Below are 23,207 nucleotides of genomic sequence, written 5' to 3' on the forward strand. Positions count from 1 at the left end.
CCATTAGAGACCTGCATGGCCTTCGTAGACGTTTTTGCCTGTAATACCTGTGAAGAAACCTGCTTAAAGCTGTACAGTACAGGTTTCTTTTTCTTTCCGGTCTGTTTGGTAGGCTTGCATATTCCTATGGTTCCTACATGATTGCCATAGGCATCGTATAGTTTTTTCCTGTAATGCGTTGTATTGCCGCTTACGGAAACTTCCCATCCATTCACATAACCACCTCCTGTCCACGTTCACAAAATGAGCCATTAACTACGTCCCCCCAGGGTCACATCCACTTGATTATCCCGGTCCAGAAATCAATTCCGCTGTACTTCTCTATCTTAATGACTCCATCATTATCTGCTATAGTCTTGGCACTTACCCATCCGATGTCACTGCCACCGCCCATACCGGGAAACTTGTAGTAACCTCCTACGGTAAAGTAAATATCTTTTTCCTCATTCAAAATTTCCGGGCACCGGCGCTTAAGCTCTGTACAATCGATGAAAATAAACTCATCATCATAAGTAACAATAGACTCATCACGATCATATGCAAGAATCTCCATTTTTTCCTCACTGTAAATACCCGAAATGTCCATAGGATTATACCTTGCATAAGATACGTTTTTGATTCCTACTATCATTGATATAACAAGAACTATAGACAAAAACATACCTGCCGCAATAAGCCTCCTGTTATACTTCCTATGCTCTGTTATTCTTCTTAGTCTTTTCTTTAGAACCTTATAGTTATCGTCCCAGGAAAATGACAATCCGCTTTTGGCACCATATATTCCTCTTATTCCTGATAGTCTTTTAGCATTATCCAAAAGAACCTCGCCGTACTCTATCGCTCCTATATCATTTCGCTGCATCGTTACAGCATCACAGACATCTTCAAGATCCCTTTTTAAATATCTTTCACCGATATGTAAAAAAACATTGGGCCATAACAGTATTCGAATGGCCTCCCATAATAGCTGAATCCACAGGTGTCCCAGCATTATGTGAGTTTCTTCGTGTTTAATAACTGTCTGTATTTGAGTTTTTTCCAATCTGTTTGAAATAACAATGACCGGCCTAATACACCCTGTACAGAAGGATGAGACGTCTCCATCAATAACCTTTATGCTAAATTTTGACATATCCTCTTTATAGTCATCAAGTTTTCGTACCAGTCTGTGCAGCTTTCTCCTTCGAATAATGAGCCAGATTGCAAGACTGATTCCTATAAGAATATATATCAGAGAAATAATCTGCCACTTGACACAAAGTGCATACCACCAGTAAAAGAGCTTTACACCAAGCTTTGTTTCCACGTAAAAGTGCAGTTTCCCACAAAATAAACAAGGAATCATCAGCGCCCATAAAGCAGCTTTCCCAAATATGGACTTGGAAAGCAAAGTACTCCTGAGCAACATGATGATCCCTATAACGATCACTGACATAAGCGCACAAAAACCAAGTATGGTCGCATAATATACGCATACGAAATGTAAAAACTCATATAGACCATGCAAAAACTCTTGAAACGACATTCCCTGTCCTCCATAAGCTCATCCGTGAGCACATATCTGATGTCCCTGGTAAATTCCGGTTTTACTGTTTCTTAGATTTCTTTATAATAGCTTCCAGCTCTGCAATCTGTTCTTTAGTAAGCTTCTCATTTTCCAAAAAAGCAAATGCAGCTCCGGCAGTATTACCTCCAAAGTAGCTATTGGCAAAGGCCTTGCTCTTTTCACGTCTGAGTTCATCTCTCCCTTTTGTTGCGGTATAGTGATAAACCCTACTGTCGTGCGGATCAACTGTATATGAAAGAAGTCCTTTTTTGCAAAGCCTGTTGATCAGAACCCTTACCATCCTCTGCGTCATGCTGGAAGACCCGGGAAGTCTTTCTGTTATCTCTGATGAAGTAAGATCGTGATCACAATTCCATAAAGTCTCCATAATAAGCCATTCACTCTCACTTGGAAGCATCTCTTCTCTTGGCATAATGTACCTCCCGCATGTCTTAATATGATATACTGATTGCTTCACTTCGTTTTCGCAATCATTCGAAATCCGGCATATTTGCTTACTTTTTCATGATTATTCGTGCCATAAAGTCACAACGATTAGCAAATAAATTTGCAGGCATTATGAACTTTTGACACCTATATAATATCACAAATAACAAACATTAATTATAAACGCAAATTAGTAAACCTTTTAGATTTATGCCTTTATATCAACGACAGGTATATTCATCCTTACAATTCATTTATCGGTTAATGTTCGTTAATAGTTAATAGGTGTTATTATTTTTTTCACTTTTTTCTGACATATGGAGCTATCTTTTTTTAATAGCAATGGAGCAGAAGAAGTTACTCTCCTGCTCCATATGATTTATAAAATCACGCCTCTTTCTGCACTTCCTTTACATCATCTATTGCCTTATCTACATCCCCAAGGAGCTTTTCCCATTCTTCATCGGTAAGCTCTCCAAGGTCCTTATCTCCACTTTGCGAAGTAAAAAGGGCTGCAGTCTCTTTCAGCATTTTTAGAAGAACTGAAGCATCAAACCTTTCACCGGTATGTACCTTCCATTAATATCCGGCAGATCCCTCGCGTTTATTATATCGACAGTAACATTGAAGTCACTCGGCCTTTGCACTTATCCTTTAAAATCTACTCTTGTTCCAACGTTTCTTTCTGTATCAGTCATAACCGTCGAAGCTGCGTTATTATAGGAATAAATCTGAACCTTTGAAAGCAGCTCATCCAAAGAATTGGCTTCAATCATGTCATACTCTTCTTCGTATATGTCATTATTTGTCTTATCTTCGGTTTTTTCAGCTTTATTTTCTCTAGCCTTTTCTATGCGCTCTTCCTGAGCTTTCTTTGAAGCCTCTTTCTTTTCCTTGATCTTTTGCTGTTTCTTTTCAGCAGCCTTTTTCTCGATTCGTTTCTTCTGAAGATCTGAGGATTTGGTTATAGTGGCAAAAAAGCTCTCTTTTCCATTGGAATCTACGCTCATTCCGAAATTCTTAATACCGGAACCACTGCTTGTTAGTCCCATTTTTGCCTGCACCATCTTACTTTGTGACGATGCAATGATTCCTTCATATTTCTTTCTGAAGGACTCATCCGTAGCCATTCTCTCAAGCTTCTCTTCATCAATGAGCACCACCATTTTGTTGGCATTACCGTAGGCTGCAGCATTCTGTTGAACCTGCGCCTTCATATCCTTGCTGACGGTAATAAACTCCATGCCATGGAACTTGGACTGAAGCTTTGAAAGATAATCTTTGGCTTTATCTGACAGCTGTACGTCGCCTATGGTCATTCCATATTCTGTCTTTGATGGCACCAGAGAGCTCTTGGTATCTATAGGAGTCCATCCCTTTGTTTCAACCTTCGCTGTGTCTTTTGCTATGCCGGATGATTCACTCTTTGTTGTGGTCTTTGCTTTTGATGCGCTTTCCTTAACGCTCCCGGTGTTATATGAATTTCCAGCCTGCTGATACGCTGCTATTCCGTATAAACCCGACATTTCTACACCTCCTTGTGTTTTCAAAAAAAGATCCAATTACAGTTTTCATTTTATTTATCGGCTTGCCGTAATAATATATTAACCCTTTACAAAAAAATTTTACTCTGCTAAATAATACTAATGTCATGAATAGCCTATAAAATGACAAAAAATAAGACCCACATTGTGAGCCTTATTTCAATTCCCATTTAACTTCAGATAATGAATATTGCTTATTCTTCAGCACCAACATTTTCATCTACAAAAAGCTTAATGCAATTATGAATCATTTCTTCATCATAATCCTGCAGTATTCCGGATGCCATCCAATATGCATAATCACCATCAACGAATGAACCCATTCCTTCAAGATTTTCTCCATATCTAAATTCAATATCATTGATATTGCCTGCGATGTCGAATATAATAGACAGGAAAAAGCGCTATTTACGGGGGAAAAGAAAAATGAAGAAAAAGAACAACAGATTTATTCAAATCGCGGGCTGTATTCTCATGCTCGCCATTGGAGCATTTTTGATGTCAGATGTCGGTACGCTCATCAATAAAAACTCCGGCAACCTGGAAGACTATAATTATGCACTTTCCGGTAATAACTATGAAGACATTGAAGATGGATATTATCAGGTTACTATAGACGCAGCATTTGAGTGCTTTGCCACTGAAGGAAACAGCCAGAGTCCATCAAGCTGGTACTACGCAGTTTGGCTGGATGATGATTCAATTGCTGTTTTAACCACAGATGACAAACAAACTGCAACACAACTTGACAGAATCTGTGATGAAACATGGGCTTACTTAAATTATGAAAAAGATAGCTTTACTTCTCAGCCCTGCATTCTTGATGTATGTGCTTCAGGGCTTATAGAAAATAGTGATCTGGCAATTATGTACAAACAGGGCCTTGAAAACATAGGCATTACAGATGAAAATTTCAAGATCAGGTATTCAATGATCAGTACCAAGCCTGTTTCTGACCTTCTTTCCACTGTTATTGTTGGTGCACTGATTTTCCTTGCAGGCATCGTATGTCTGATTGTCATATTAGGTTTAATTGCAAAGGAAAAAAAGAACAAGCTTAATGGTTTTGATACTCCAGTCATGGAAGGGGCTGATATGGGGCAATATATGACTCCAATGGTAACAAAGACCGAAGCCAAAAAAAGAATCAATAGTCCAATAATCAAGAATAACTACACTTCTACGAAAAATAAAGGAGTTTTTTGCTTAATAGCTGCCATTATTTGTATCGCCATTCCCAGCGGACTGTTTTTATATAATCAGTACTATTCCGCTTCAAAGAGCAGCTCATTAGAGCGTTATGACTTGGCGGATTTTGATGGTTTATCTACTGCCGATGATAATGATGCCGCCGAACTTATTATAACGGAAGTTCCTTCGCTGATTTATTCATACAATAATATCAATTATTATCTTGTAGAAAATGAATATAGCTTCATCGCTATAATGGACAGTAAACAGTTTATTGAGGCCGAAACAGCTGTAAAAGATGCCGGAAGTTTCAAACTAATTGGTTATCTTGAATCTCCATCTACTGAAATAAAAGGAAAACTTATAGATTATTTATCAATGGATTTGGATGATTATGATGCAACTTTCGGAAAATACATGTTACATGTTCAAAGTGATTATAACGGAAGTGGTTTTCCTATAGAAAAGATAGAAACAAGCGCCGTATTTTGTGGTATGATTGCTCTTTTCCTTCTATTCTTTGGAATTGATTTTTTGATAAAGGCAGGACTGATTCTTAAGAAATTAAGTTACTTGTCAGATGCATCCTATTCACAGATGGAAAAAGAGCTTGAGGCAGCAAGTGTCCGCAAATATCCTCAGAATCTGTATCTTACTGAGAATTACATTGTGCTTCTTCATTCATTCTCTCCATTTAAGGATAGCAGCAATAAAGCAAGCGATAGTTTGTTTATCAACTATAATGATATAACCTGGATGTATCCAAGTAATGTGACTCAGTATGGAAGGCCTGTCAACATAGGTGTGACCGTGTACAACAAGACCTTGGGACCTGTATCAATACTCTCTCTTCCTACCAATGAATCAAACCAGAATATGATTCAGGAAATATTCGATATAATAAGCCAAAAGAATCCTGGTATTTTGTTTGGCTACAACGAAGAAAATCAACAAAAAATCGGAGCTTAATAGCTCCGATTTTTACGTTTTCATTCAACTTTAACTGCAAACATCACAAAATAAAGATCATCCTTTTGGGTACAGGTTGAAAGAGTGATTATTTTGTCATCCACATCAGGCTCAATTCCTGTGTCTATATATGTCTTATACTCTATCGTGTCTAAAAACTCTCGCATTCTGGAAGTGTCATCTCCGCATACATCATATATATACGAATCTTTCGGTACATCCATAAATGCGAACATAAGATATCTGCCGGTTCCTTCAGGAGTTATAATCTGAAAATACTTATGTTCATCATTATCCAAAAAAGAAATATCTTCCTTGTAAGCCTTTAACGCTCCAAACATTGTTCTATCCTTCATGTTATGACCATAAATAATAGTGTTGGAGTCAGTAAAATCTGATGATGACCTGTAATCAAGGAAAATCGAACCTGTCTCTGAATCGTTTCCTTCGCTGTCTTTAAGAGCGTATTTGGAATTATCAGATGCCTGCATTAGCGGATAGCTGATAAGGTCATCTTCAAATCTTATCCATCCTACGGCGTCCTGATGTGAGTCAATAAAGTCAAGATATTCAATATTACCATCATTACTGACTGCATCTTTATTATCACCTGCTGAAAGATCCGCCTCTTTAACATCTTCACTCGTTCCTTCAATTGACTTATCTGACGAGCTTTCTTTTGTTGCTGTAACTGTAGAAGTTTTTTCAGATGCTTCGCTTGGTGCATTGGCATCCTCTATTTTAACTACTTCTTCTACAATCCTGCTCCCATCCGAAGGATCTGCAGTTTCCGAAATCCTTTCATCTGCGTTACCGCTATTTACTCCTGGCCTTATAAAAGTCCTGACCGAAACCAATGCAACTATAAGCACTAAAACGATAGCAAGAACAGTTTTATAATTCTTAAAAATACTCTTAAAAAAACTAACCATAAAAATAAGTATTATTTCAAAAATTATCAGAACAGGAGCAATTCTCTTATGTTTACTGTTAAAAATCTTAATTTTATTTAATAAACTATGCATTACTTTTTGATTCCTATCATTCAGATTAAAAACATATACCGAATGATTTTAGCCACAAAGAAGTGTAGAGTCAATACATTTTTATAACTTTGCCACAGCTTTCTCAGGTATCGGACAATTATATCCATCCTTTGTTCTTTCTTTAAACTCGGATAGCGCATTTTTTATAAGCTCTTCATCTTCAAAAAGATCTATAGCTGTAGCTGCAAGAACTTTTCCGGCATGGACTGCAGCTTTATGCCCTATAGAAGAACCGCCGCAAGCCACGTTTTGCCAGCTGTGTCCCGGACACCCGTTAGGCCAGGATGCCACATGTATCTGAACCGTAGGGCAGTTATAGCTCACATCTCCCACATCTGTAGAAGCCGCTTCAAAGGCATTTCCGGTAAAATGCGGAAGCAAAAAATCATTCATATATGATTCATTTTCTTTTCTCAGCTTTAAAGCCACTTCTGCATAACTTTCATCGAAATCAGAGCCGATACCGGGTGTTTTTTCTCTGGATTCATAGGTGCCTGCGATCTCTTTAGCGGTCAAAAGCTCATCCTCAGTATGCTGCGGCACTCCCAATTCTTCAAAATTAGAGTATGCCACTTTTTCCAACGTCCTGTTAGTGACAGTATCCGACATACCATCTATGAATGTTCTCTCATAAGACGTTTCCGTCATTAGTGCTGCGCCTTTTGCTATATCATCCACTCTCTTTTGAAGTTCAAGAGCTTCTTTTACATGATTTGAGCGTACCATATATAATACCTCAGCCCTGGACTGCACCACATTGGGGCTCACTCCTCCGGCATCTGTAATGGCATAATGAACCCTTGCCTTATCACTCATATGCTCTCTTAGAAACTGCACTCCGATATTCATAAGCTCAACTGCATCAAGAGCACTTCTTCCTTTATCGGGAGAAGCTGATGCATGAGAAGAAATTCCCTTAAAAGTATATTTTACCTGAATGCATGAGTTTGAAGAACCTGTCACAACCTCGTTACAATCAGCCGGATGCCATGTAAGTGCTGCATCAAGCTTATTCCAATAACCATCCCTTGCAAAAAAAGCTTTGGAAGCACAGCCCTCTTCGCCGGGGCAGCCGTATAGAATAACCGTTCCTTTATGATGTGACTCTTCAAGATACTTCTTTATTCCCAAAGCCGCAGCCATGGCTCCTGCACCTAAAAGGTTGTGACCGCATCCATGAGCTGAACTTTTAGAAGTGATACTGTTTTCCAGTTTTTTAACATCCAGATGTTCTTTTTTGTACACGTCACATTTAGGAATACCGGATAGCGCATCATATTCAGCAAGCACTCCTATCACAGGCTTTCCACTACCAAAAGAGGCCATAAAGGCCGTAGCGATACCGCTTATGCCTTTTCTGACCTCAAAACCTTCTTTTTCCATTATGCTGCAATACAATTCGCAGGATTTATATTCATCCAGGGACAGTTCCGCATAGTCCCATATTTTATCTGAAACTTCTACTATCAGACTTTCTTTATCTTCAATCTCTTTTATTGCAATTTCTTTATTCTTGTCCATGTATATTTTCACCCGTAGTTTGTCATAAAACCTTGCTGAAAAACTCCTGAAGTCTGGGATGCTTTGGGTGTTCAAATACTTCTGCAGGAGTTCCCTGCTCAAGAAGCTTACCATCAGCCATAAACAATACTCTGTTTCCCACTTCTTTGGCAAATCCCATTTCATGTGTAACTACAACCATGGTCATCCCTTCAGACGCAAGCTGCTTCATTACGTCAAGAACCTCTCCTACCATTTCCGGATCAAGAGCTGAGGTCGGCTCATCAAAAAGCATAACCTCCGGTTCCATCATAAGAGCTCTTACTATAGCAATACGCTGCTTTTGTCCACCCGAAAGCTGAATAGGATAAGCATCTGCCCTATCTTCAAGACCAACTCTTTTTAGAAGTTCAATCGCTTTTTTTCTTGCATCTTCTTCAGGAAGCTTTTTTACCTTAACAGGAGCAAGTATCATATTTTCCATAATGGTCATATGAGGAAAAAGATTAAAATGCTGGAAAACCATCCCCATCTTCTGTCTGTGAATATCCACATTTACCTTTATCCACTTGCCATTTTCGTCTTTATACTTTTTTCTGGTTATATCAACATCATCAAAAATGATCGCACCACCTGTTGGTTCTTCTAACAGATTAAGAGAACGAAGGAATGTGGATTTGCCGCTTCCCGATGGTCCTATTACAACCATCACGTCGCCTTTATCTATATCTACCGTAATACCATCAAGTGCCTTAATTGCCCCACCATTATAGTGTTTTTCAAGGTCAATTACCTGTATAAGTTTATCTCTTGTCTCCACGGCTCATTCTCCTTTCAAAATATGCTATAAGCTTACTTGTAGGGAAGCACAGACAGAAATAAATTGCTGTTGCAACAAGCAATGGCTCAATAATAATGAATGTGGCTCCTCTGACAGCGTTAACTGCCGACATAATATCCTGAACACCGATTGTATAGGTAATAGCTGACTCCTTTATAATTACTACAAATTCATTGGCAATAGCAGGAAGGATATTTTTAATAGCCTGTGGCAAAATAATATATCTCATGTTTTGGAACTGGCTCATTCCAAGTGATCTTGCAGCCTCTGACTGTCCGTCGTCAATTGACTGAATTCCCGATCTCATGATTTCGCACAAATATGCGCCTGAGTTCATGCCAAGAGCAACTACACCGGGGAAAAATCTTTCAAACTTAATAAATCCCAAAAAAGTAAAGCTTGGAAGCGTAATAATTGAACCGAAAACACCGTAATAGATTATTGCAACCTGAACAATAACAGGTGTTGAACGCAAAATCTCAACATAAGCCGTTGCAATAAAACTTAAAGGGTTGAACTTACTTACAGCAACAAGTGCTCCCTTTTCTTTTTGGTGTCCATCCTTATCAAGTCCAAGGAATGCCAAGGGATAAAATCTCGACATCCTCATTGATGATAAAATAAGTGCCAAAACAAAACCAATAGCCACTGTAAATATTGAAAGCATTACAGTGACTACCATACCTTGCCAAAACAAGCTCCCATAAGGAGCAATCTTTGTAAAATTCTCAGCTTTAATAAAACTATCCATATCCGTCCTTATTTATATACTATGATTTAATCTTCCAAAGTGATAACAGGGATCAAAGGTCATTCACCCACTGTCCAAAAAACCTGACGTGAGTGCTTTCCTCTGCCCCTGTTATCGTATTTTATCAGTTATCAAGGAGACCTTCGATGATCTCACCGCTTGCCTGCTCATTTGCAGTTGCTATGAACTCATCCATCTTGCCACTGTCAATTGCACTCTTTATTGCCTCATTAACAGCTTCCTTAAGAGCATCATTTCCCTTTGAAATACCAATTGCAGATCCTTCTGCTTCTTCATAAGGAACATCAAGTACTACACAAAGATCTGGGTAGTTTTTAGCATAGCTCTCGGCAACTGCTGTCTCAATATATGCACCATCAAGCTTTCCGGCAATAAGCTCAGCAACAATATCTGTGACCTTTGTAAGCTGAATAATATCAGCATCAGGGCTGTTTGCCTGTGCAAGATCAACCTGAATTGAACCTGTCTGAGCAGCAACCTCAAGTCCTGCTACATTCAGATCTTCAAGTGTTGTAAACTTATCCTTGTTAGCCTGAGTGCAAACAAATGACTGTCCGCCCTCATAATATATGTCAGAGAAATCCATGATTGATTCACGCTTTGGATCAGGAGAAAGACCTGCAACCCCAAGATCAACAGCCTTTGTCTGAAGCTCCATAAGTACACCGTCAAAATCAACCGGTACTACTTCAAGCTCAAGTCCAAGATAATCAGCAATATACTGTGCAAGAGCAATGTCAAATCCTGCAAGCTGAGGCGTTCCGCTCTCATCAACAGCATAGAACTCATATGGAGCAAAATCAGGAGATGTTGCAACTGTAAGTTTTCCAGCTGTCACTGTAGAAATTTCTGCCTTGGCTGTTTCAGCACTTTCAACTGCTCCGGTAGCTTCAGCAGTACTCTCTGTCTGCTCCTGTGACTCAGAAGCCTTCTCATTGGAAGAACCGCATCCAACAGCAAGGATTGTCATCATAGACGCCATAACTAAAGAAATAATTTTCTTTTTCATAATTTTTACCTCCTACATGCATATATACTATCTAAATATGCATTTTGATAACCATTTTTGTATTTTTATGCATCAATTATGAATAAATAATAATACACTTGATGTTTTTTATCAACACTTTTTTGATTATTTTTAATTAGATGGTAAAAAATCTTCCAATTTAAACTCTTTTCCTGTTCTGTCCTCGTAGATCTCATCAAAGCTCTTTCCCTGATCCTTGGGATCAAGGTCTACATTTTGGGCATGGCTCTTCCAGGGGCTGTCATCTGACAAAAACTGATATGCTATGTTATGCTGGAGCCATTCATAAGCCATATCCTCCGCAGTTCTGAAGGACTCCATGTCACTTCCATGAACCTCATGCTCGCTTTTTAGTGCCTCGCATATAATGGTAATATCTTCAGTATTGGTAATCTTGTAGGAATCATATATCTTCCAATTATCTGTAGTATATACTGCGGTAAAATCCTCTCCGTCATAAGTAAAAAGATAATTTTTTCCGTTTCCATCTGCATCCCTTAAGTTAATATCCAAAGGTTCATTAAGGATTCCACTCTTTTGCTCTTTTTCAGAAAAATCCGCATCCTCATTAGAAATATTTTCTGTATCGGTATCCGTGCTTTGAGCATCTTCGTATGAATATCCAGAATCAGAGCTATCATTATTTGAACCTTCATTATCTGATTCTTCATCATTTGATTCTTTCGCAGCTTCATTAATCCATTCGACACTTAATCCAAAATCCGAATTATCATCAGAAGATGCTTGCAAGCCGCAGCCCCCAAGAGCTAATGTCATTATTATATTTAAAACAAGTAATCTTTTTCTATTCATACCAATGATTATACCCTATATTTAGTTGACATTTTAGCTTGAATATAATAATTTATCATAGTGATTATTTTAACAATATTCATATGAAAAAAGTAAAAGGGGAAAAATTAAATGTCAACACTAGCTTTACTTGCAGTACTTCCTGCAATCGTTTTGCTCGTTGTTATCTACAGAGCCGATAACATCGAAAAAGAGCCATTTTCACTTATGGCTAAAGTCTTTGGTCTTGGTGCTTTAACAACCATCAGCGCCATGATATTAGAAGAAATCGGATTATATATCCTGTCATTTTTCTTCTATGAACCAAATGGTCTCTATACATTCTTTGAAATGTTCTGCGTTGTGGCACTTGCAGAAGAGGCCGGAAAATACTTTGTACTTAAGAAAGCAACATGGAAAAACAAAGAATTTAACTTCTCATTTGATGGAATTGTTTACTCTGTCTGTGCTTCACTTGGTTTCGCAACACTTGAAAATATCCTGTACGTATTTCAGGGTGGTTTTTCAACTGCCATTATGCGTGCCATCACAGCTGTTCCGGGACATTGCATTTTCGGCATTTTCATGGGTATCTACTACGGAATTGCCAAGGGATGTGAGCTTAGAGGCGATGAAGAAGGCAAAAATCTCAACTTAAAGAAAGCTCTTCTCGTTCCTATCTTCCTTCACGGTTTTTATGATTTTAGCTGTTCCTTTGATTACGATGGAATGTTCCTTGTATTCATTCTTCTGGAAATCTTCATGACAGTTAATGCCATTAAGATGGTTAAAAAGATGTCTAAAGCGGACAAGCCACTTTCACCGTATATGGAAATGATGGCTGCTCAGATGGTATCACCGGCAAATGTAACAGCTGATATGACTGCATCTTCAAACACAAATGCAGCCCAGTCACAAGTAACTGTTACACCGGTTCAGGCAGCCCCTGTAGCAGACGCTGCTCAGAAAGCTCCAACATCTTCCGAAGCATCAAATACTAATACTTCAGACGTTCCTCCCGTAAATCCAAATCCTGTATTTACAGCTGAGAGCATTGATCCGTCAATCAATTCATAACATAAAAAAGCTTGTTACATCTAAATCATAGATGTAACAAGCTTTTATCATTTATCCACTAAATCATGTAACCGGAATCAGGTCTCTGTACCACCTAAGGGCTGACAGATACGCTTCATAGACTTCGTCCATTTTTATACCGTCAACAACCATTATTCTTGAAACCTCAGTCCAATCAGCATCCTCATACTTTTTTACAAAGTTTAGGACTTTGGCATAATCTCCTTCACCATCAAGAAGTGCTGCCTTAACATTTTTCGGTACTACAACCATATCAAGGGCTTCCTGCATAGTTTTCTCAAGCATAATATCAAGCGCTGAAAAAAGCCCCATAATAAAGAGTTCCGGTGCCTGCATAGCAAGCTCAAAGGATTCCGCCAAATTTTCGGCAAACTTTGCTCTTATCATAACAAGCCTTGTTATCTCAGATGGTTTATCTGAACACAACTCCTTGGTTACAGCTGTGTTTATCCATCTTTTTAATTCCTTTTGTCCCATCATCGCTGCGGCATGTCTGATAGATGTAATTTCAGAATTAAGAGCCATTCTGTTTACTATTTCCAAAAGGGAAATTACAAGAGCCGGGTCTTTTCCGATTACATCAGCTGCATCAGTCAGATCAAAATCAGGATTATTTACCACATTTAAAAGCTCAATATAGTTAACCTTCAAAGGACTTACTTCAGTCTCTGACTCTTTTACGGGCATCCTGAAAAAACTACCCTCATAAAGGTCGTATCCGCCATCCTTTTTAAGTTCATCATACTCTTCCTGAGTATCAACATTAACCGCACAAAGTTTTATATTGGGATAAACAGAACTAAAATAAATCTTTGCCTTGGAAATATCTATTTTGGAATGATTTAAAAGAATGTAATCACATCTGCTAAGAATTTCTCTGTAAGGCTCAAAACTTGTAATCGGAAGTTTTCTGATTGCAAGTTTGTACCCCTGTTCCTTTAGCTCTTTTACCCTTCGGATATACTGTTCCTCCGGAAGAATGGTATTATCCATCAAAAGAACTACCTTACCTGCTGGCACGGTACACTGAAGAGAAATCTCAGAGAAAATAGAAAACTGATTTATGGGAACAAAAACTTCCTTACCTCCCGATAATGTTGCAACGCCCATGCTGCTGACAACTTCAAGCTCATGAACTGTACCGGCCCCGTCAAATCTGGCACCGGCCTCCATCTCAGGATTAAGGAAGTGATTCTCTTTTCTGGCAAAAACAGAATAGGCACAAACAGACATTTTATCGTCGAACAAAGGAATTAATGTAGCTAGCATTATCCGCTCCTTTCACGTACGCATAAACAATCTCCCACCTAATATTGTACTCCAGAATATTGATTAAACCAACTATTTTTTTATAGTTTTACGTGTATCATTATTCAAATGTAGTTTTATCAATAATGAATCTTGGTCTCCCCTTAACTTCATCATAAATCTTGGAAATGTAAAAACCTATGACACCAAGTCCCATCATAATAACTGATGAAGTAAAGCACTGCAGAATTATAACTGTAGTAAATCCTGCCCTGGCATTGCCAAGGAAGTACTGTACAAGAGCCTCAACACTAAAGAATACTCCTACAGCAAAAACCAAAAATCCCAAAAGAGTTACAATCTGCATGGGAGCAGATGTGAAAGACGTAATATTGGTTACAGCGTACTTTATAAGTGATCTGGTGCTCCACTTGGAGACTCCCGCCTCCCTCTCTCTGACATCATATTCAACTTCAGTACTCTTAAATCCTATCCATGAAGAGAGCGCTCTAAAGAAGGCATTTTTTTCATTCATATTAAGAAGTACATTTACAGCCTTCCTGTCCAGAAGTTTAAAATCTGATGCTCTGGACATATCGAACCCAACCGCATCGCTCATGATTGCATAAAAGCTTTTGGCAGCAAATTTATGAAAAGCGCTTTCTGTTCCACGGCTTGTTTTTACACCTTCCACAATTTCATATCCCTTCTCCCAAAGTCTGTACATTTCCACAATTTTTTCCGGTGGATGCTGAAGGTCACAGTCAATAACCACGCAACAGTCACCGCTTGCCTGTGACAATCCTGCAAAAACAGCTGACTCTTTTCCGAAATTTCTGGAAAAGCAAACCCCCTTCACATTCCTGTTCCCGGCAGCAGACTCCTCTATAATTTCCCAGGTTCTGTCCTTAGAACCGTCATTTACAAATAAAAGCTCATGTTCAATATTGGCATCGTTTAGTATCCCGTCGATGGTTGCAACGGTCTTGGGTATAATTTCTTCTTCATTGTAAGCCGGTATTATTACTGAAAGCACTCTAAAATCCTCACACATTGTATATTTTTGGCTATCTTTTTTCCGGAGTGTATTATATCATAATTATGAGGGCAATTCTATAAAACTACAGAATAGGGGGATTAAATATGGCTCAGAATGAAATGCTGGCTATGATTCTTGCCGGTGGTCGTGGAAGCAGGCTAAAAGACCTTACTACCAAAGTAGCCAAGCCGGCAGTCTATTATGGCGGTAAATACCGTATCATTGACTTTCCGCTCAGCAACTGTGCCAACAGTGGCATTGACGTTGTTGGCGTCCTTACTCAATATGAATCAGTTCTTTTAAACAGTTATGTCGCTCAGGACGGCCGCTGGGGTCTTGACTCCAAGGACAGTGGCGTATACGTGCTTACGCCGCGTGAAAAGGCCGATGAAGGTCTTGACGTCTACAGAGGCACTGCAGATGCCATATCTCAGAATATTGATTTTATCGATACTTATAATCCGGAATATCTTCTTATTCTCTCCGGAGATCACATTTACAAAATGAATTACGCCAAAATGCTTGCATACCATAAAGAGATGAATGCAGACGCAACTATCGCGGTTCGCGGTGTTCCCATGAAGGAAGCAAGCCGTTTTGGAATCATGAATACCGACGGTAAAGGGCGCATTGTTGAATTTGAAGAAAAGCCTGCAAAGCCAAAAAGTAATCTGGCATCCATGGGTATTTACATTTTCAGCTGGAAGCTTCTTAGAAAAATGCTTGTTGAAGATATGAAGAATCCAAATTCCGATCACGACTTCGGAAAAGACATTATTCCAAAGATGCTCTCCGATCACAGAGGTCTTTTCGCTTACGAATTCAGCGGTTATTGGAAAGATGTCGGAACAATTGATTCACTCTGGGAAGCAAATATGGATCTTTTGGATCCTAAGAACGAGCTCAATCTCAATGACTCGTCATGGCTCATTTATACAGAGGATATTTCTACTCTTCCACAATATATCGGTAAGGAAGCCAAGGTTAAAAAAGCTTACATAACCCAGGGCGTACAGGTTGAAGGTTCTGTTTCAAATTCAGTTCTTTTCACAGGTGCTGTAGTAAAAAAAGGTGCCAAGGTCATCGACAGCGTACTAATGCCGGGAGCTGTAGTTGAAGATGGCGCTACAGTCACAAGAGCTCTTGTTGCCGAAAACATCAAAATCGGCAAAAAAGCCAAGGTTGGCTCAAAGACCAGTGAAAACATTACTTTGGTGGCAAAAAATGTGAAGGGAGGTAACAATAATGGCTAAGGCATTTGGAATTATATCCTCCGCAGACAATACCATATACGTTGATGGTCTTCAGGACTACAGACCTATTGGCTCATTCTCGTTTTTAGGAAGATTTCGTGTCATAGATTTTCCTATTTCAAATATGAGCAATTCAGACATCAACAGGATACAGGTTTATCTCAACTCAAAACCAAGATCTCTGTGTGAGCACATAGGATCCGGAAGACATTACAATATCAACAGTAAAAGGGGTAAAATCCAGCTTCTGTTCTCTGAAAACACCTCTGCCCGCTCCATCTATAACAACGATATCTCTGCTTATAAAGCAAATATTGATTACATTCAGCGCATGCATGAGGATTACGTGATTGTAGCTCCAAGCTACATGGTATACAAAGAAGACTATAGGCAGTTCCTTGAAAGCCACATCGCTTCAGGTGCTGAAATCACAGTTCTCTACCATAAAGTAGAAAACGCAAGAGACTATTTCAAAGGTTGTCACACCGTTGCTCTGAATAAACAAAAAGGTGTACAGGCCATTGAAAAAAATCTCGGTACAGCCAACAACAAGAATATCCTGATGGATACTTATTGTATGAAAAAAGAAACCTTTGTAGAACTTGTACAGGATGCCAGCTGGATGTCCTCCATCTACACTCTTCCCGATATAATCAATCTCTACTGCAAGCAGATGGATGTCAGAGCATATCAGCACAAAGGATACTTTGCAAGCCTTACCAGTTTGGACGACTACTACCATGCTTCCATGGAACTTCTTGATTACAATACGGCAAGTGACCTGTTCAAAGCTGAATGGCCTATATATACCAGAACAACGGATTCCTGTCCTACACAGTACTTTGAAACAGCCAAGGTCACAAATTCCTTTGTCAGCAACGGATGTCTTATTGAAGGCACAGTAGAAAACTCCATAATCGGCCGTGGTGCAATAATCGGAAAAGGCGTTACGATCAAAAACTCAATCATCATGGCATACGCAGAAATATCAGATGACATCAGAATTGAAAACGCTGTGGTTGATAAGTGGGCCAAGATAATAAATGCAAAAAATATAGTAGGTACAGAGCTTGAACCTCAATACATAAAACGGCGCGACATCTTATAATATTCCAACAAAAAAGAACTCCGGTCAGGAGTTCTTTTTTTAGTTACACATTATTTAAGTTTAAACTTCCCAACAATTTCTCCGAGAGTACCTGCTATTTCTTCCTGCTTGCTCGACATATCATTTACATTGGATACCACGTCAGCTGCAGCCATAACAGAATCATTTACTCTGCTGGAGAGATCTGCTGTATCCTGTGTGGATTCGGCAATATTCTGGATGGCCTTGGATACCTCTTCCATAGATGCTCTGATATTTTCAACCATTCCGGCAATTTTTTCCGATGAATCGCCAAAGGAACCTGCATCATCACCGTACTGTTTTGCCATATTAACGAATTTATCATAATCCGGAGTAACCGTCTCTTTTATAAAAGTAAGGAGTTCTCCTGAAGAATTTGAAAGAGTTCCAAATGCCTCCTGCACTCCGTCGATTGTCTCACGGATCTGCTCAACAGCTTCTGATGTACTGCTGGCAAGTTTGTTGATTTCAGAAGCAACAACCGCAAATCCTTTACCTGCATCCCCTGCTCTTGCAGCTTCAATACTGGCATTTAGCGACAATAGATTTATCTGATCGGCAATTTCAGCAATCGTATCGGCAAGTGTTCCGATCTGAGCAACAACTTTTGCCTTCTCATTGGCATCAGCAAGATCTGCTTCTCTCTGCTCTGCAATATTGATTGCATTATCATATGCAATTCTGCTTTGCTGCTCGATTTCTCTTGCCTTCTTCTTGATTTCAACAGCGTCTTCACTTGTTTTTTCGGTTTCAGCTGCCAGCTGATGAACTGAGGCATTAACTTCCTCAACAGAAGCATTTACCTCTTCTGTAGCTGCACCGGAAGACATCATAGCATCGTTTACACCAGACATATTATTCTGAATACTGTTAAACTGTCCGGACAATTCGTTTGCCATATTGGCAAGACCTGAAGAAGTCTCGCTAACTCTTACAGAGCCGTCTGATATCTTGGTAATAACGTCTCTGTTGTTTTCAAACATATTATTCAGAGAGTCACTCATCTGTCCGAGTTCATCACCTCTGTTGGATTTAATCTTATCTACAGTAAAATCTCCACTTGCCAGGACATTTGCAAACTGCTTAACACTATTGATACTCTTTGCAATACTCATTACAAAGATTGTGATTATAACAGCACTTACAATAAGTGCGATTATCATAATGACTATAAGAACATTTGTCGCATTCTTGGAAGGAGCCTCTATTTCCTCAAGATTCATCCTTATAATCATTTTCCAGTTCACATCAGGAATATTCATATAAGTCAGAAGAATAGTCTTACCGTTTTCATGCATTACACCCATACTTGGTGTATCAGAAGAATTACCAAGTATCATCTGTCCTGCAGCTGCTACATTTGCATCAGGATCTTCAGTCATCTTCACACCATCCATGACTTTCTGTGAATCATCAGTGTAAAGATATGTTCCATCGGATGATAAAAGGATTGCGCGTCCTGTAGAGCCAATCCTGATAGTTGAAACCATTTCTGAAATATCCGTAAGTTCCATATCCACAGTCACACATCCAACGTATGTACTTCCGTCATAAATTGGAGCAGAACAGCTGGACATGATCTTGCCTGTTGTAGGATCATAATATGGATCTGTGATAACAGCCTGTCCCTGCCCCAGAGCCTTAGCGTTTAAATAATATTCCTGGTTAAAATAATCATATTCAGCATTGCTGTAATCCCAGGTTTCTACAATTTCTGATCCTTCCTTATACCAATATGGTCCTATATATTTTTCAGCAGGATCAAAAGTATTGGGTTCAAACCAAACTCCCGAACCAAGTATTGAATCATTATTACTAATGATTTTTGATAATGTCCCCCTGTAGTTGTCCATTTCTACAAAGCGATATGATGTGGAAACCATCTCTGCTATATTAACTGCCGTTGTTCTTATGATTTCCAGCTTACCATCAAGACTGTTAACATTGGCAGTGACGTTATTATTCATAGCCTCCGTATTAGCTGTCTGAAGATTTGTGGAAAGTTCCTGTGACGCGATGTACGTAAGAACGATCATTGCCACCGCCATAACAGGCAATATGCAGATTAACATTTTTACTTTTAGACTCATTTTCTTCATAGACACACCTCTTAAAATTGCTGTTCGCAATTCCCTCAAAATAGTATAAAAGTACACTAAATTCCACTTATATTTTACATTATAAAGTTGTCTGATATTATAAAAAAAAGATAAAAAAGCTCGTCATTCTTTATCTTTTTTTTATATCTTTTTATAACGTAAATATGTTAATTCGCATTGCCTATATGTTAAAATCTTTTTAGAGTCGGAATATATTAATATCTTTTACTACTACATATTTAGGAAAGGAATAAATTATGAATCCTGATCAGTACAAAAGAGCCAACAATAACTCATTTTATGTATGCGTAATAATAATAATAATCTGTGGAATGGTCATGACAATTAACAGCATTCTGCAAAACGGAATGTCTCAGTGGAGACTTTATACTTTACTTACGGTCATTACAGGCGGTGCTTTGATTTTTATTGGCAATTTTAAATATCCATCTGTAAAACTTGGATCAATACTTATAATGGCGGGATCAACACTTTTCTATTTCATCCTATTAATTGCTGAAGCAAATATCATCTACTTTGCATTTGGTCTGCCTATACTTTTTTGCAGCATTATCTATTTAAACACACGTCTTTGTAAAGCGGGCATCGGAGCCATAATTATATCGTTTATAATATCTGCCATTAAATCCTATGTTGTAAACGGAACATTTAATACCGATTATATTCCCGCAGGTATTACTCTTGGTCTGGCTTTTATAGCATGTCTTGCCACCGTTACAATGCTCACCAAATTTAACGATGAGAACAATGCAAAGATAACAGAAAACGCCGAAAAATCCCTTGAAACAGGAAATGCCATGGCAGAAATCGCCAATACAATAACTGATTTGTTTAACGATTCTCAGGATGACATGATATCGCTCCAAAACATCATCGAAACACAGCAGGAAGGAATGCGCAATATAGCATCCAGCATGGAAAGCACAGCAAATGCTGTAACAAGGCAGGCTGAAAGAGTTCAGGAAATTCAGGAAGAAACCAATACAACTGAACAGCACCGGAAAGACATGACTGTTGCATCCGAAAGTGCTCAGGAAGCTGTAAAAGATGGTGTTAAAGTCATTGAAGATCTGAAGACAAAATCAGAGGATGTTTCAAGACAAAGTCAGGTTACTGTTGATGCTACACAGGCTGTCATCAATAAAGTCGAAGAAGTTCAAAAGATTGTCGGCTCCATTATGTCCATTTCAAAACAGACAAATCTGCTCGCCCTAAATGCAAGTATTGAGGCGGCAAGAGCAGGCGAAGCAGGTAAAGGTTTTGCAGTTGTTGCCAATGACGTAAGAGAACTGGCTGATGAAACAAACACAGCCTCAACGAAAATAACCAATATCATTAACGAACTTAATGAAGATGTTCAAAAAGCTATGGCAAGTATTGATGATACTGTAGCGTCTGTTTCTGAACAAAATGCAATGATAGAGTCAGTTGGAGATAACTTCAACAGCATAAACGAAAATGTCACCGAAATGCTCTCACGCTTTGCTGAAATCGGCGAAGGAATGAAGCAGATTGCATCTTCTACAACTGAAATCAATGACAGCATCTCAAATCTTTCAGCAACCAGCCAGGAAGTTGCATCACTATCCAACGAAGGTGCACGATCCTCAGATCAGGCCGTTGAAAAGTTTGATGCCTTTAAAAATACCCTTGGACAGATTTTCCAGCAGGCTAATAAGCTGAAAAATATGCAGACACCGGAATAATCTTCAACAATTTTTATCACTATAAAAGGCTTAGCATTTCACAAATTTGCTAAGCCTTTTTACTATTCTGATTTTTCACTTGAAGCTGTACTTGATGAGCCTTCCGATGATCCGGAGGTACTCTCCAAAGTTGTGGCTGTTTCAGTAGCTATCTGCGTATCAGAAGAAGTTGATTCATCATATGAAGAAACATTCGTTACATACCAGCTGTCAGTTTCGGTATTCTTCTCAAGCTTAAGAGTTATAGCATATGTTTCAGGAGAAGCCTCTTCAATAAGTTTCTCATAGACATCAATAATCTTGGTAATCATGTCATTGTATATGTAGGCTTCTACTTCTTCTTCAGTTTTTTCCTCATACATAGCTACAATCTGCTCTTCATTTTCAGCATAGTACACTTCAGCCTCTTGTTCTATCATCTCAAGGGCCTCTGCGTTATCTATTACATCTATCGGAAAAGAGGTATCTATCATAGCTACAACCGTTCCGGTTCCATCCTTATTGACTGTAACTTCGGATATTTTATAATCAACAATCATATCAGAAAACAAAGAACAAAAAGCCTCAACTCTCGCTAACGTTTCATCATCTACCTCACTACTGACAAAGCCGTCCATAAAATTCTGTTTTAGATACTCGCTGTCAAAAGTCTTAACAAATTCACCTTCAGATACTTCGGCGCTCGCATATTTTTCTATGTCTTCATTGGTGCCATTTTTTACTATAGAGAGAAACTTATCAGCTGTGTCAGAAATTGCTGTTTTATCTGCTGAAGTACATCCTGTAAGTATTGAAACTGATAATAATGCAGAAGCTACGGATGTAAGTACTTTTTTTATTGTATTCATTATATGTAACAAGGTCTAAACAGACCTGTCATCGTCCTTTCAAAAAATATTACAATTTTTGTAACACAAGAGATAGTATAGCACAAAATGGTAAAATATCCAAAGACTATCGCAATTACAACTATTTAGTGTTAAAATATAGATTATAATATCACTTATTTAAAGGAGGTTTTCTTAATGAGAGTTCTTTTTGGTTCAGGAATTGTTAAAGAAGTATGCTCTGCTGAAGTTAAGCCACTGGACTTCGGAGATGGGCAGATCAGCGGAACAGAAATAGACTTCTTACTTACAACCGGTGACAATCTGAAATATATTTACAGTCAGAATGTTCCTATTGAAGAATCAGGTCAAAGAGCTTTGGATTTTATTAAGACGTTGTATAACGAAGGTAAAGCTGATTTTACTCATGAGCCTGTAGAGATGCTTTGATAAATACAGATAAAGATTTAAAGGTCCTATGCCGATGTGGGCACAGGACCTTTAACTTTGTTGTTCTTCCATGGTATTCTCCATTTAATTGGTGAAGATTATCTCTTTCCAAGACAACCCTGGTTTTTTAGCTCTATAAGCAGATCAAAAACAACCCCCAGAGGTAATCCGGTAATATGGGCAACCTTTTCAGGATCAGGATAATATTCATTCTCACAATCCTTTCTAATGCAGTCCATAACTTCCATTCTGGCATCACATGTAGCTGTCATACACGTATTTCCTCCTTTCATAAATAGTTAGATAATTTGAAACCAGATTTCATCTGGCTTTCTATTATTATATCGTAAAATAGGCACAAAAGTTAACACTTTTGTGCCTATTTAATGAAAAGTTTATTTTTATAAACCAAGAAGGAACCAAGCGAGTAAGACAATAAGGAGTAAAACTCCAAGTGCTATTGGCATAATAACAAGCCATGCAGAAACAATCATCGCAAAAAGGTCTCCCTTTTCAAGATTATCTCCTACCCTGTAAGCCTTTCTGTCATCCTCAGGATTGTAATACTCATCAGCATAAATATCAGGCTCTTCATTACTATTTCTATTTTCTTTTCTGGCCTTGAATATTCTGTCTACTTTTCTATTCCAACCCATAAT

24 protein-coding genes are annotated in these 23,207 nt (G+C 38.5%); 6 read left to right on the plus strand and 18 right to left on the minus strand.

Annotated features, from left to right (window positions below; translation table 11 throughout):
• From J6O61_RS08820 to J6O61_RS08845, 6 genes are all read right to left on the minus strand, one after another.
• A partial coding sequence (locus tag J6O61_RS08820) for a hypothetical protein (RefSeq protein WP_292212078.1) occupies positions 1-215 on the minus strand: 215 nt, incomplete at its 3' end.
• A 56-nt stretch (positions 216-271) separates the two neighbouring features.
• Positions 272-1,525: a M56 family metallopeptidase gene (locus J6O61_RS08825; RefSeq protein ID WP_292212081.1), complete on the minus strand. Its 1,254-nt coding sequence runs from the start codon at positions 1,523-1,525 to the stop codon at positions 272-274.
• A 61-nt stretch (positions 1,526-1,586) separates the two neighbouring features.
• Positions 1,587-1,979 carry a BlaI/MecI/CopY family transcriptional regulator gene (locus J6O61_RS08830; RefSeq protein WP_292146060.1) on the minus strand — a complete coding sequence of 131 codons (393 nt, stop codon included), beginning with the start codon at positions 1,977-1,979 and terminating at the stop codon, positions 1,587-1,589.
• Between the two features lie 401 nt (positions 1,980-2,380).
• Positions 2,381-2,524 carry a hypothetical protein gene (locus J6O61_RS08835; protein ID WP_292212084.1) on the minus strand — a complete coding sequence of 48 codons (144 nt, stop codon included), beginning with the start codon at positions 2,522-2,524 and terminating at the stop codon, positions 2,381-2,383.
• A 116-nt stretch (positions 2,525-2,640) separates the two neighbouring features.
• Positions 2,641-3,519, minus strand: coding sequence for a DUF6033 family protein (locus J6O61_RS08840; protein ID WP_292212086.1), 879 nt, complete (start codon positions 3,517-3,519; stop codon positions 2,641-2,643).
• A 212-nt stretch (positions 3,520-3,731) separates the two neighbouring features.
• The gene (locus J6O61_RS08845; protein WP_292212088.1) at positions 3,732-3,860 is read right to left on the minus strand and encodes a hypothetical protein; all 129 of its coding nucleotides are present in this window, start codon (positions 3,858-3,860) and stop codon (positions 3,732-3,734) included.
• A 103-nt stretch (positions 3,861-3,963) separates the two neighbouring features.
• Between J6O61_RS08845 and J6O61_RS08850 the strand changes: the two genes are divergently transcribed.
• Entirely contained in the window at positions 3,964-5,697 is a 1,734-nt protein-coding gene (locus J6O61_RS08850; RefSeq protein ID WP_292212090.1) for a hypothetical protein, read from the plus strand.
• A 20-nt stretch (positions 5,698-5,717) separates the two neighbouring features.
• On the opposite strand, the gene J6O61_RS08855 is transcribed toward J6O61_RS08850, so the two are convergent.
• The 6 genes from J6O61_RS08855 to J6O61_RS08880 form a co-directional block, all read right to left on the minus strand.
• Entirely contained in the window at positions 5,718-6,629 is a 912-nt protein-coding gene (locus J6O61_RS08855) for a class B sortase (RefSeq protein ID WP_292212092.1), read from the minus strand.
• Positions 6,630-6,803: 174 nt separating this feature from the next.
• On the minus strand, positions 6,804-8,264 hold the full coding sequence (locus J6O61_RS08860; RefSeq protein ID WP_292212095.1) for an amidohydrolase: 1,461 nt from the start codon (positions 8,262-8,264) through the stop codon (positions 6,804-6,806).
• Positions 8,265-8,286: 22 nt separating this feature from the next.
• The gene (locus tag J6O61_RS08865) at positions 8,287-9,063 is read right to left on the minus strand and encodes an amino acid ABC transporter ATP-binding protein (protein ID WP_292212098.1); all 777 of its coding nucleotides are present in this window, start codon (positions 9,061-9,063) and stop codon (positions 8,287-8,289) included.
• A complete protein-coding gene (locus J6O61_RS08870; RefSeq protein WP_292212101.1) occupies positions 9,047-9,835 on the minus strand; it encodes an amino acid ABC transporter permease in 789 nt (262 codons plus the stop codon). Before J6O61_RS08870 ends, J6O61_RS08865 begins: the two co-directional genes overlap by 17 nt.
• Positions 9,836-9,959: 124 nt before the next feature.
• Positions 9,960-10,865: a transporter substrate-binding domain-containing protein gene (locus J6O61_RS08875; protein ID WP_292212104.1), complete on the minus strand. Its 906-nt coding sequence runs from the start codon at positions 10,863-10,865 to the stop codon at positions 9,960-9,962.
• Positions 10,866-10,997: 132 nt separating this feature from the next.
• Positions 10,998-11,699, minus strand: coding sequence for a hypothetical protein (locus J6O61_RS08880; RefSeq protein ID WP_292212107.1), 702 nt, complete (start codon positions 11,697-11,699; stop codon positions 10,998-11,000).
• Between the two features lie 111 nt (positions 11,700-11,810).
• Here J6O61_RS08880 and J6O61_RS08885 point away from each other — a divergent pair, with 111 nt between their 5' ends.
• Complete coding sequence (locus J6O61_RS08885) at positions 11,811-12,755, plus strand: PrsW family intramembrane metalloprotease (protein WP_292212109.1); 945 nt, start codon at positions 11,811-11,813, stop codon at positions 12,753-12,755.
• Between the two features lie 63 nt (positions 12,756-12,818).
• On the opposite strand, the gene J6O61_RS08890 is transcribed toward J6O61_RS08885, so the two are convergent.
• Both J6O61_RS08890 and J6O61_RS08895 read right to left on the minus strand, forming a co-directional pair.
• A complete protein-coding gene (locus tag J6O61_RS08890; RefSeq protein ID WP_292212112.1) occupies positions 12,819-14,045 on the minus strand; it encodes an EAL and HDOD domain-containing protein in 1,227 nt (408 codons plus the stop codon).
• Between the two features lie 100 nt (positions 14,046-14,145).
• On the minus strand, positions 14,146-15,078 hold the full coding sequence (locus J6O61_RS08895; RefSeq protein WP_292212115.1) for a glycosyltransferase family 2 protein: 933 nt from the start codon (positions 15,076-15,078) through the stop codon (positions 14,146-14,148).
• A gap of 89 nt (positions 15,079-15,167) precedes the next feature.
• On the opposite strand from J6O61_RS08895, the gene J6O61_RS08900 reads away from it, so the two are divergent.
• On the plus strand, positions 15,168-16,316 hold the full coding sequence (locus J6O61_RS08900) for a glucose-1-phosphate adenylyltransferase (protein ID WP_292212118.1): 1,149 nt from the start codon (positions 15,168-15,170) through the stop codon (positions 16,314-16,316).
• The gene (gene glgD / locus J6O61_RS08905; protein ID WP_292212120.1) at positions 16,309-17,424 is read left to right on the plus strand and encodes a glucose-1-phosphate adenylyltransferase subunit GlgD; all 1,116 of its coding nucleotides are present in this window, start codon (positions 16,309-16,311) and stop codon (positions 17,422-17,424) included. Before J6O61_RS08900 ends, glgD begins: the two co-directional genes overlap by 8 nt.
• A 50-nt stretch (positions 17,425-17,474) precedes the next feature.
• Here glgD and J6O61_RS08910 read toward each other — a convergent pair whose 3' ends face one another.
• The gene (locus J6O61_RS08910; RefSeq protein WP_292212123.1) at positions 17,475-19,544 is read right to left on the minus strand and encodes a methyl-accepting chemotaxis protein; all 2,070 of its coding nucleotides are present in this window, start codon (positions 19,542-19,544) and stop codon (positions 17,475-17,477) included.
• Between the two features lie 257 nt (positions 19,545-19,801).
• Here J6O61_RS08910 and J6O61_RS08915 point away from each other — a divergent pair, with 257 nt between their 5' ends.
• Positions 19,802-21,271, plus strand: coding sequence for a methyl-accepting chemotaxis protein (locus J6O61_RS08915; protein ID WP_292212126.1), 1,470 nt, complete (start codon positions 19,802-19,804; stop codon positions 21,269-21,271).
• A 62-nt stretch (positions 21,272-21,333) separates the two neighbouring features.
• On the opposite strand, the gene J6O61_RS08920 is transcribed toward J6O61_RS08915, so the two are convergent.
• A complete protein-coding gene (locus J6O61_RS08920; RefSeq protein ID WP_292212127.1) occupies positions 21,334-22,119 on the minus strand; it encodes a hypothetical protein in 786 nt (261 codons plus the stop codon).
• A gap of 177 nt (positions 22,120-22,296) precedes the next feature.
• On the opposite strand from J6O61_RS08920, the gene J6O61_RS08925 reads away from it, so the two are divergent.
• The gene (locus tag J6O61_RS08925; RefSeq protein ID WP_292212129.1) at positions 22,297-22,548 is read left to right on the plus strand and encodes a hypothetical protein; all 252 of its coding nucleotides are present in this window, start codon (positions 22,297-22,299) and stop codon (positions 22,546-22,548) included.
• A 98-nt stretch (positions 22,549-22,646) separates the two neighbouring features.
• Here the strand turns inward: J6O61_RS08925 and J6O61_RS08930 are convergent, their stop codons facing one another.
• Complete coding sequence (locus J6O61_RS08930; RefSeq protein ID WP_022774203.1) at positions 22,647-22,820, minus strand: hypothetical protein; 174 nt, start codon at positions 22,818-22,820, stop codon at positions 22,647-22,649.
• A 129-nt stretch (positions 22,821-22,949) separates the two neighbouring features.
• The gene (locus J6O61_RS08935) at positions 22,950-23,204 is read right to left on the minus strand and encodes a hypothetical protein (RefSeq protein ID WP_292212131.1); all 255 of its coding nucleotides are present in this window, start codon (positions 23,202-23,204) and stop codon (positions 22,950-22,952) included.
• Positions 23,205-23,207: the final 3 nt, after the last annotated feature.

It is taken from the genome of Butyrivibrio sp. (assembly GCF_017635265.1).
Taxonomy (GTDB): Bacteria; Bacillota; Clostridia; order Lachnospirales; family Lachnospiraceae; genus Butyrivibrio.

What these genes read in the sequence shown, in the direction of transcription:
- J6O61_RS08825 (WP_292212081.1), bottom strand. Translation starts at nt 1,525, where the DNA reads ATGTCGTTTCAAGAGTTTTTGCATGGTCTATATGAGTTTTTACATTTC.
- J6O61_RS08830 (WP_292146060.1), bottom strand. Translation starts at nt 1,979, where the DNA reads ATGCCAAGAGAAGAGATGCTTCCAAGTGAGAGTGAATGGCTTATTATG.
- J6O61_RS08835 (WP_292212084.1), bottom strand. Translation starts at nt 2,524, where the DNA reads ATGCTGAAAGAGACTGCAGCCCTTTTTACTTCGCAAAGTGGAGATAAG.
- J6O61_RS08840 (WP_292212086.1), bottom strand. Translation starts at nt 3,519, where the DNA reads ATGTCGGGTTTATACGGAATAGCAGCGTATCAGCAGGCTGGAAATTCA.
- J6O61_RS08845 (WP_292212088.1), bottom strand. Translation starts at nt 3,860, where the DNA reads ATGGGTTCATTCGTTGATGGTGATTATGCATATTGGATGGCATCCGGA.
- J6O61_RS08850 (WP_292212090.1), top strand. Translation starts at nt 3,964, where the DNA reads ATGAAGAAAAAGAACAACAGATTTATTCAAATCGCGGGCTGTATTCTC.
- J6O61_RS08855 (WP_292212092.1), bottom strand. Translation starts at nt 6,629, where the DNA reads ATGGTTAGTTTTTTTAAGAGTATTTTTAAGAATTATAAAACTGTTCTT.
- J6O61_RS08860 (WP_292212095.1), bottom strand. Translation starts at nt 8,264, where the DNA reads ATGGACAAGAATAAAGAAATTGCAATAAAAGAGATTGAAGATAAAGAA.
- J6O61_RS08870 (WP_292212101.1), bottom strand. Translation starts at nt 9,835, where the DNA reads ATGGATAGTTTTATTAAAGCTGAGAATTTTACAAAGATTGCTCCTTAT.
- J6O61_RS08875 (WP_292212104.1), bottom strand. Translation starts at nt 10,865, where the DNA reads ATGAAAAAGAAAATTATTTCTTTAGTTATGGCGTCTATGATGACAATC.
- J6O61_RS08880 (WP_292212107.1), bottom strand. Translation starts at nt 11,699, where the DNA reads ATGAATAGAAAAAGATTACTTGTTTTAAATATAATAATGACATTAGCT.
- J6O61_RS08885 (WP_292212109.1), top strand. Translation starts at nt 11,811, where the DNA reads ATGTCAACACTAGCTTTACTTGCAGTACTTCCTGCAATCGTTTTGCTC.
- J6O61_RS08890 (WP_292212112.1), bottom strand. Translation starts at nt 14,045, where the DNA reads ATGCTAGCTACATTAATTCCTTTGTTCGACGATAAAATGTCTGTTTGT.
- J6O61_RS08895 (WP_292212115.1), bottom strand. Translation starts at nt 15,078, where the DNA reads ATGTGTGAGGATTTTAGAGTGCTTTCAGTAATAATACCGGCTTACAAT.
- J6O61_RS08900 (WP_292212118.1), top strand. Translation starts at nt 15,168, where the DNA reads ATGGCTCAGAATGAAATGCTGGCTATGATTCTTGCCGGTGGTCGTGGA.
- glgD (WP_292212120.1), top strand. Translation starts at nt 16,309, where the DNA reads ATGGCTAAGGCATTTGGAATTATATCCTCCGCAGACAATACCATATAC.
- J6O61_RS08910 (WP_292212123.1), bottom strand. Translation starts at nt 19,544, where the DNA reads ATGAAGAAAATGAGTCTAAAAGTAAAAATGTTAATCTGCATATTGCCT.
- J6O61_RS08915 (WP_292212126.1), top strand. Translation starts at nt 19,802, where the DNA reads ATGAATCCTGATCAGTACAAAAGAGCCAACAATAACTCATTTTATGTA.
- J6O61_RS08920 (WP_292212127.1), bottom strand. Translation starts at nt 22,119, where the DNA reads ATGAATACAATAAAAAAAGTACTTACATCCGTAGCTTCTGCATTATTA.
- J6O61_RS08925 (WP_292212129.1), top strand. Translation starts at nt 22,297, where the DNA reads ATGAGAGTTCTTTTTGGTTCAGGAATTGTTAAAGAAGTATGCTCTGCT.
- J6O61_RS08930 (WP_022774203.1), bottom strand. Translation starts at nt 22,820, where the DNA reads ATGACAGCTACATGTGATGCCAGAATGGAAGTTATGGACTGCATTAGA.
- J6O61_RS08935 (WP_292212131.1), bottom strand. Translation starts at nt 23,204, where the DNA reads ATGGGTTGGAATAGAAAAGTAGACAGAATATTCAAGGCCAGAAAAGAA.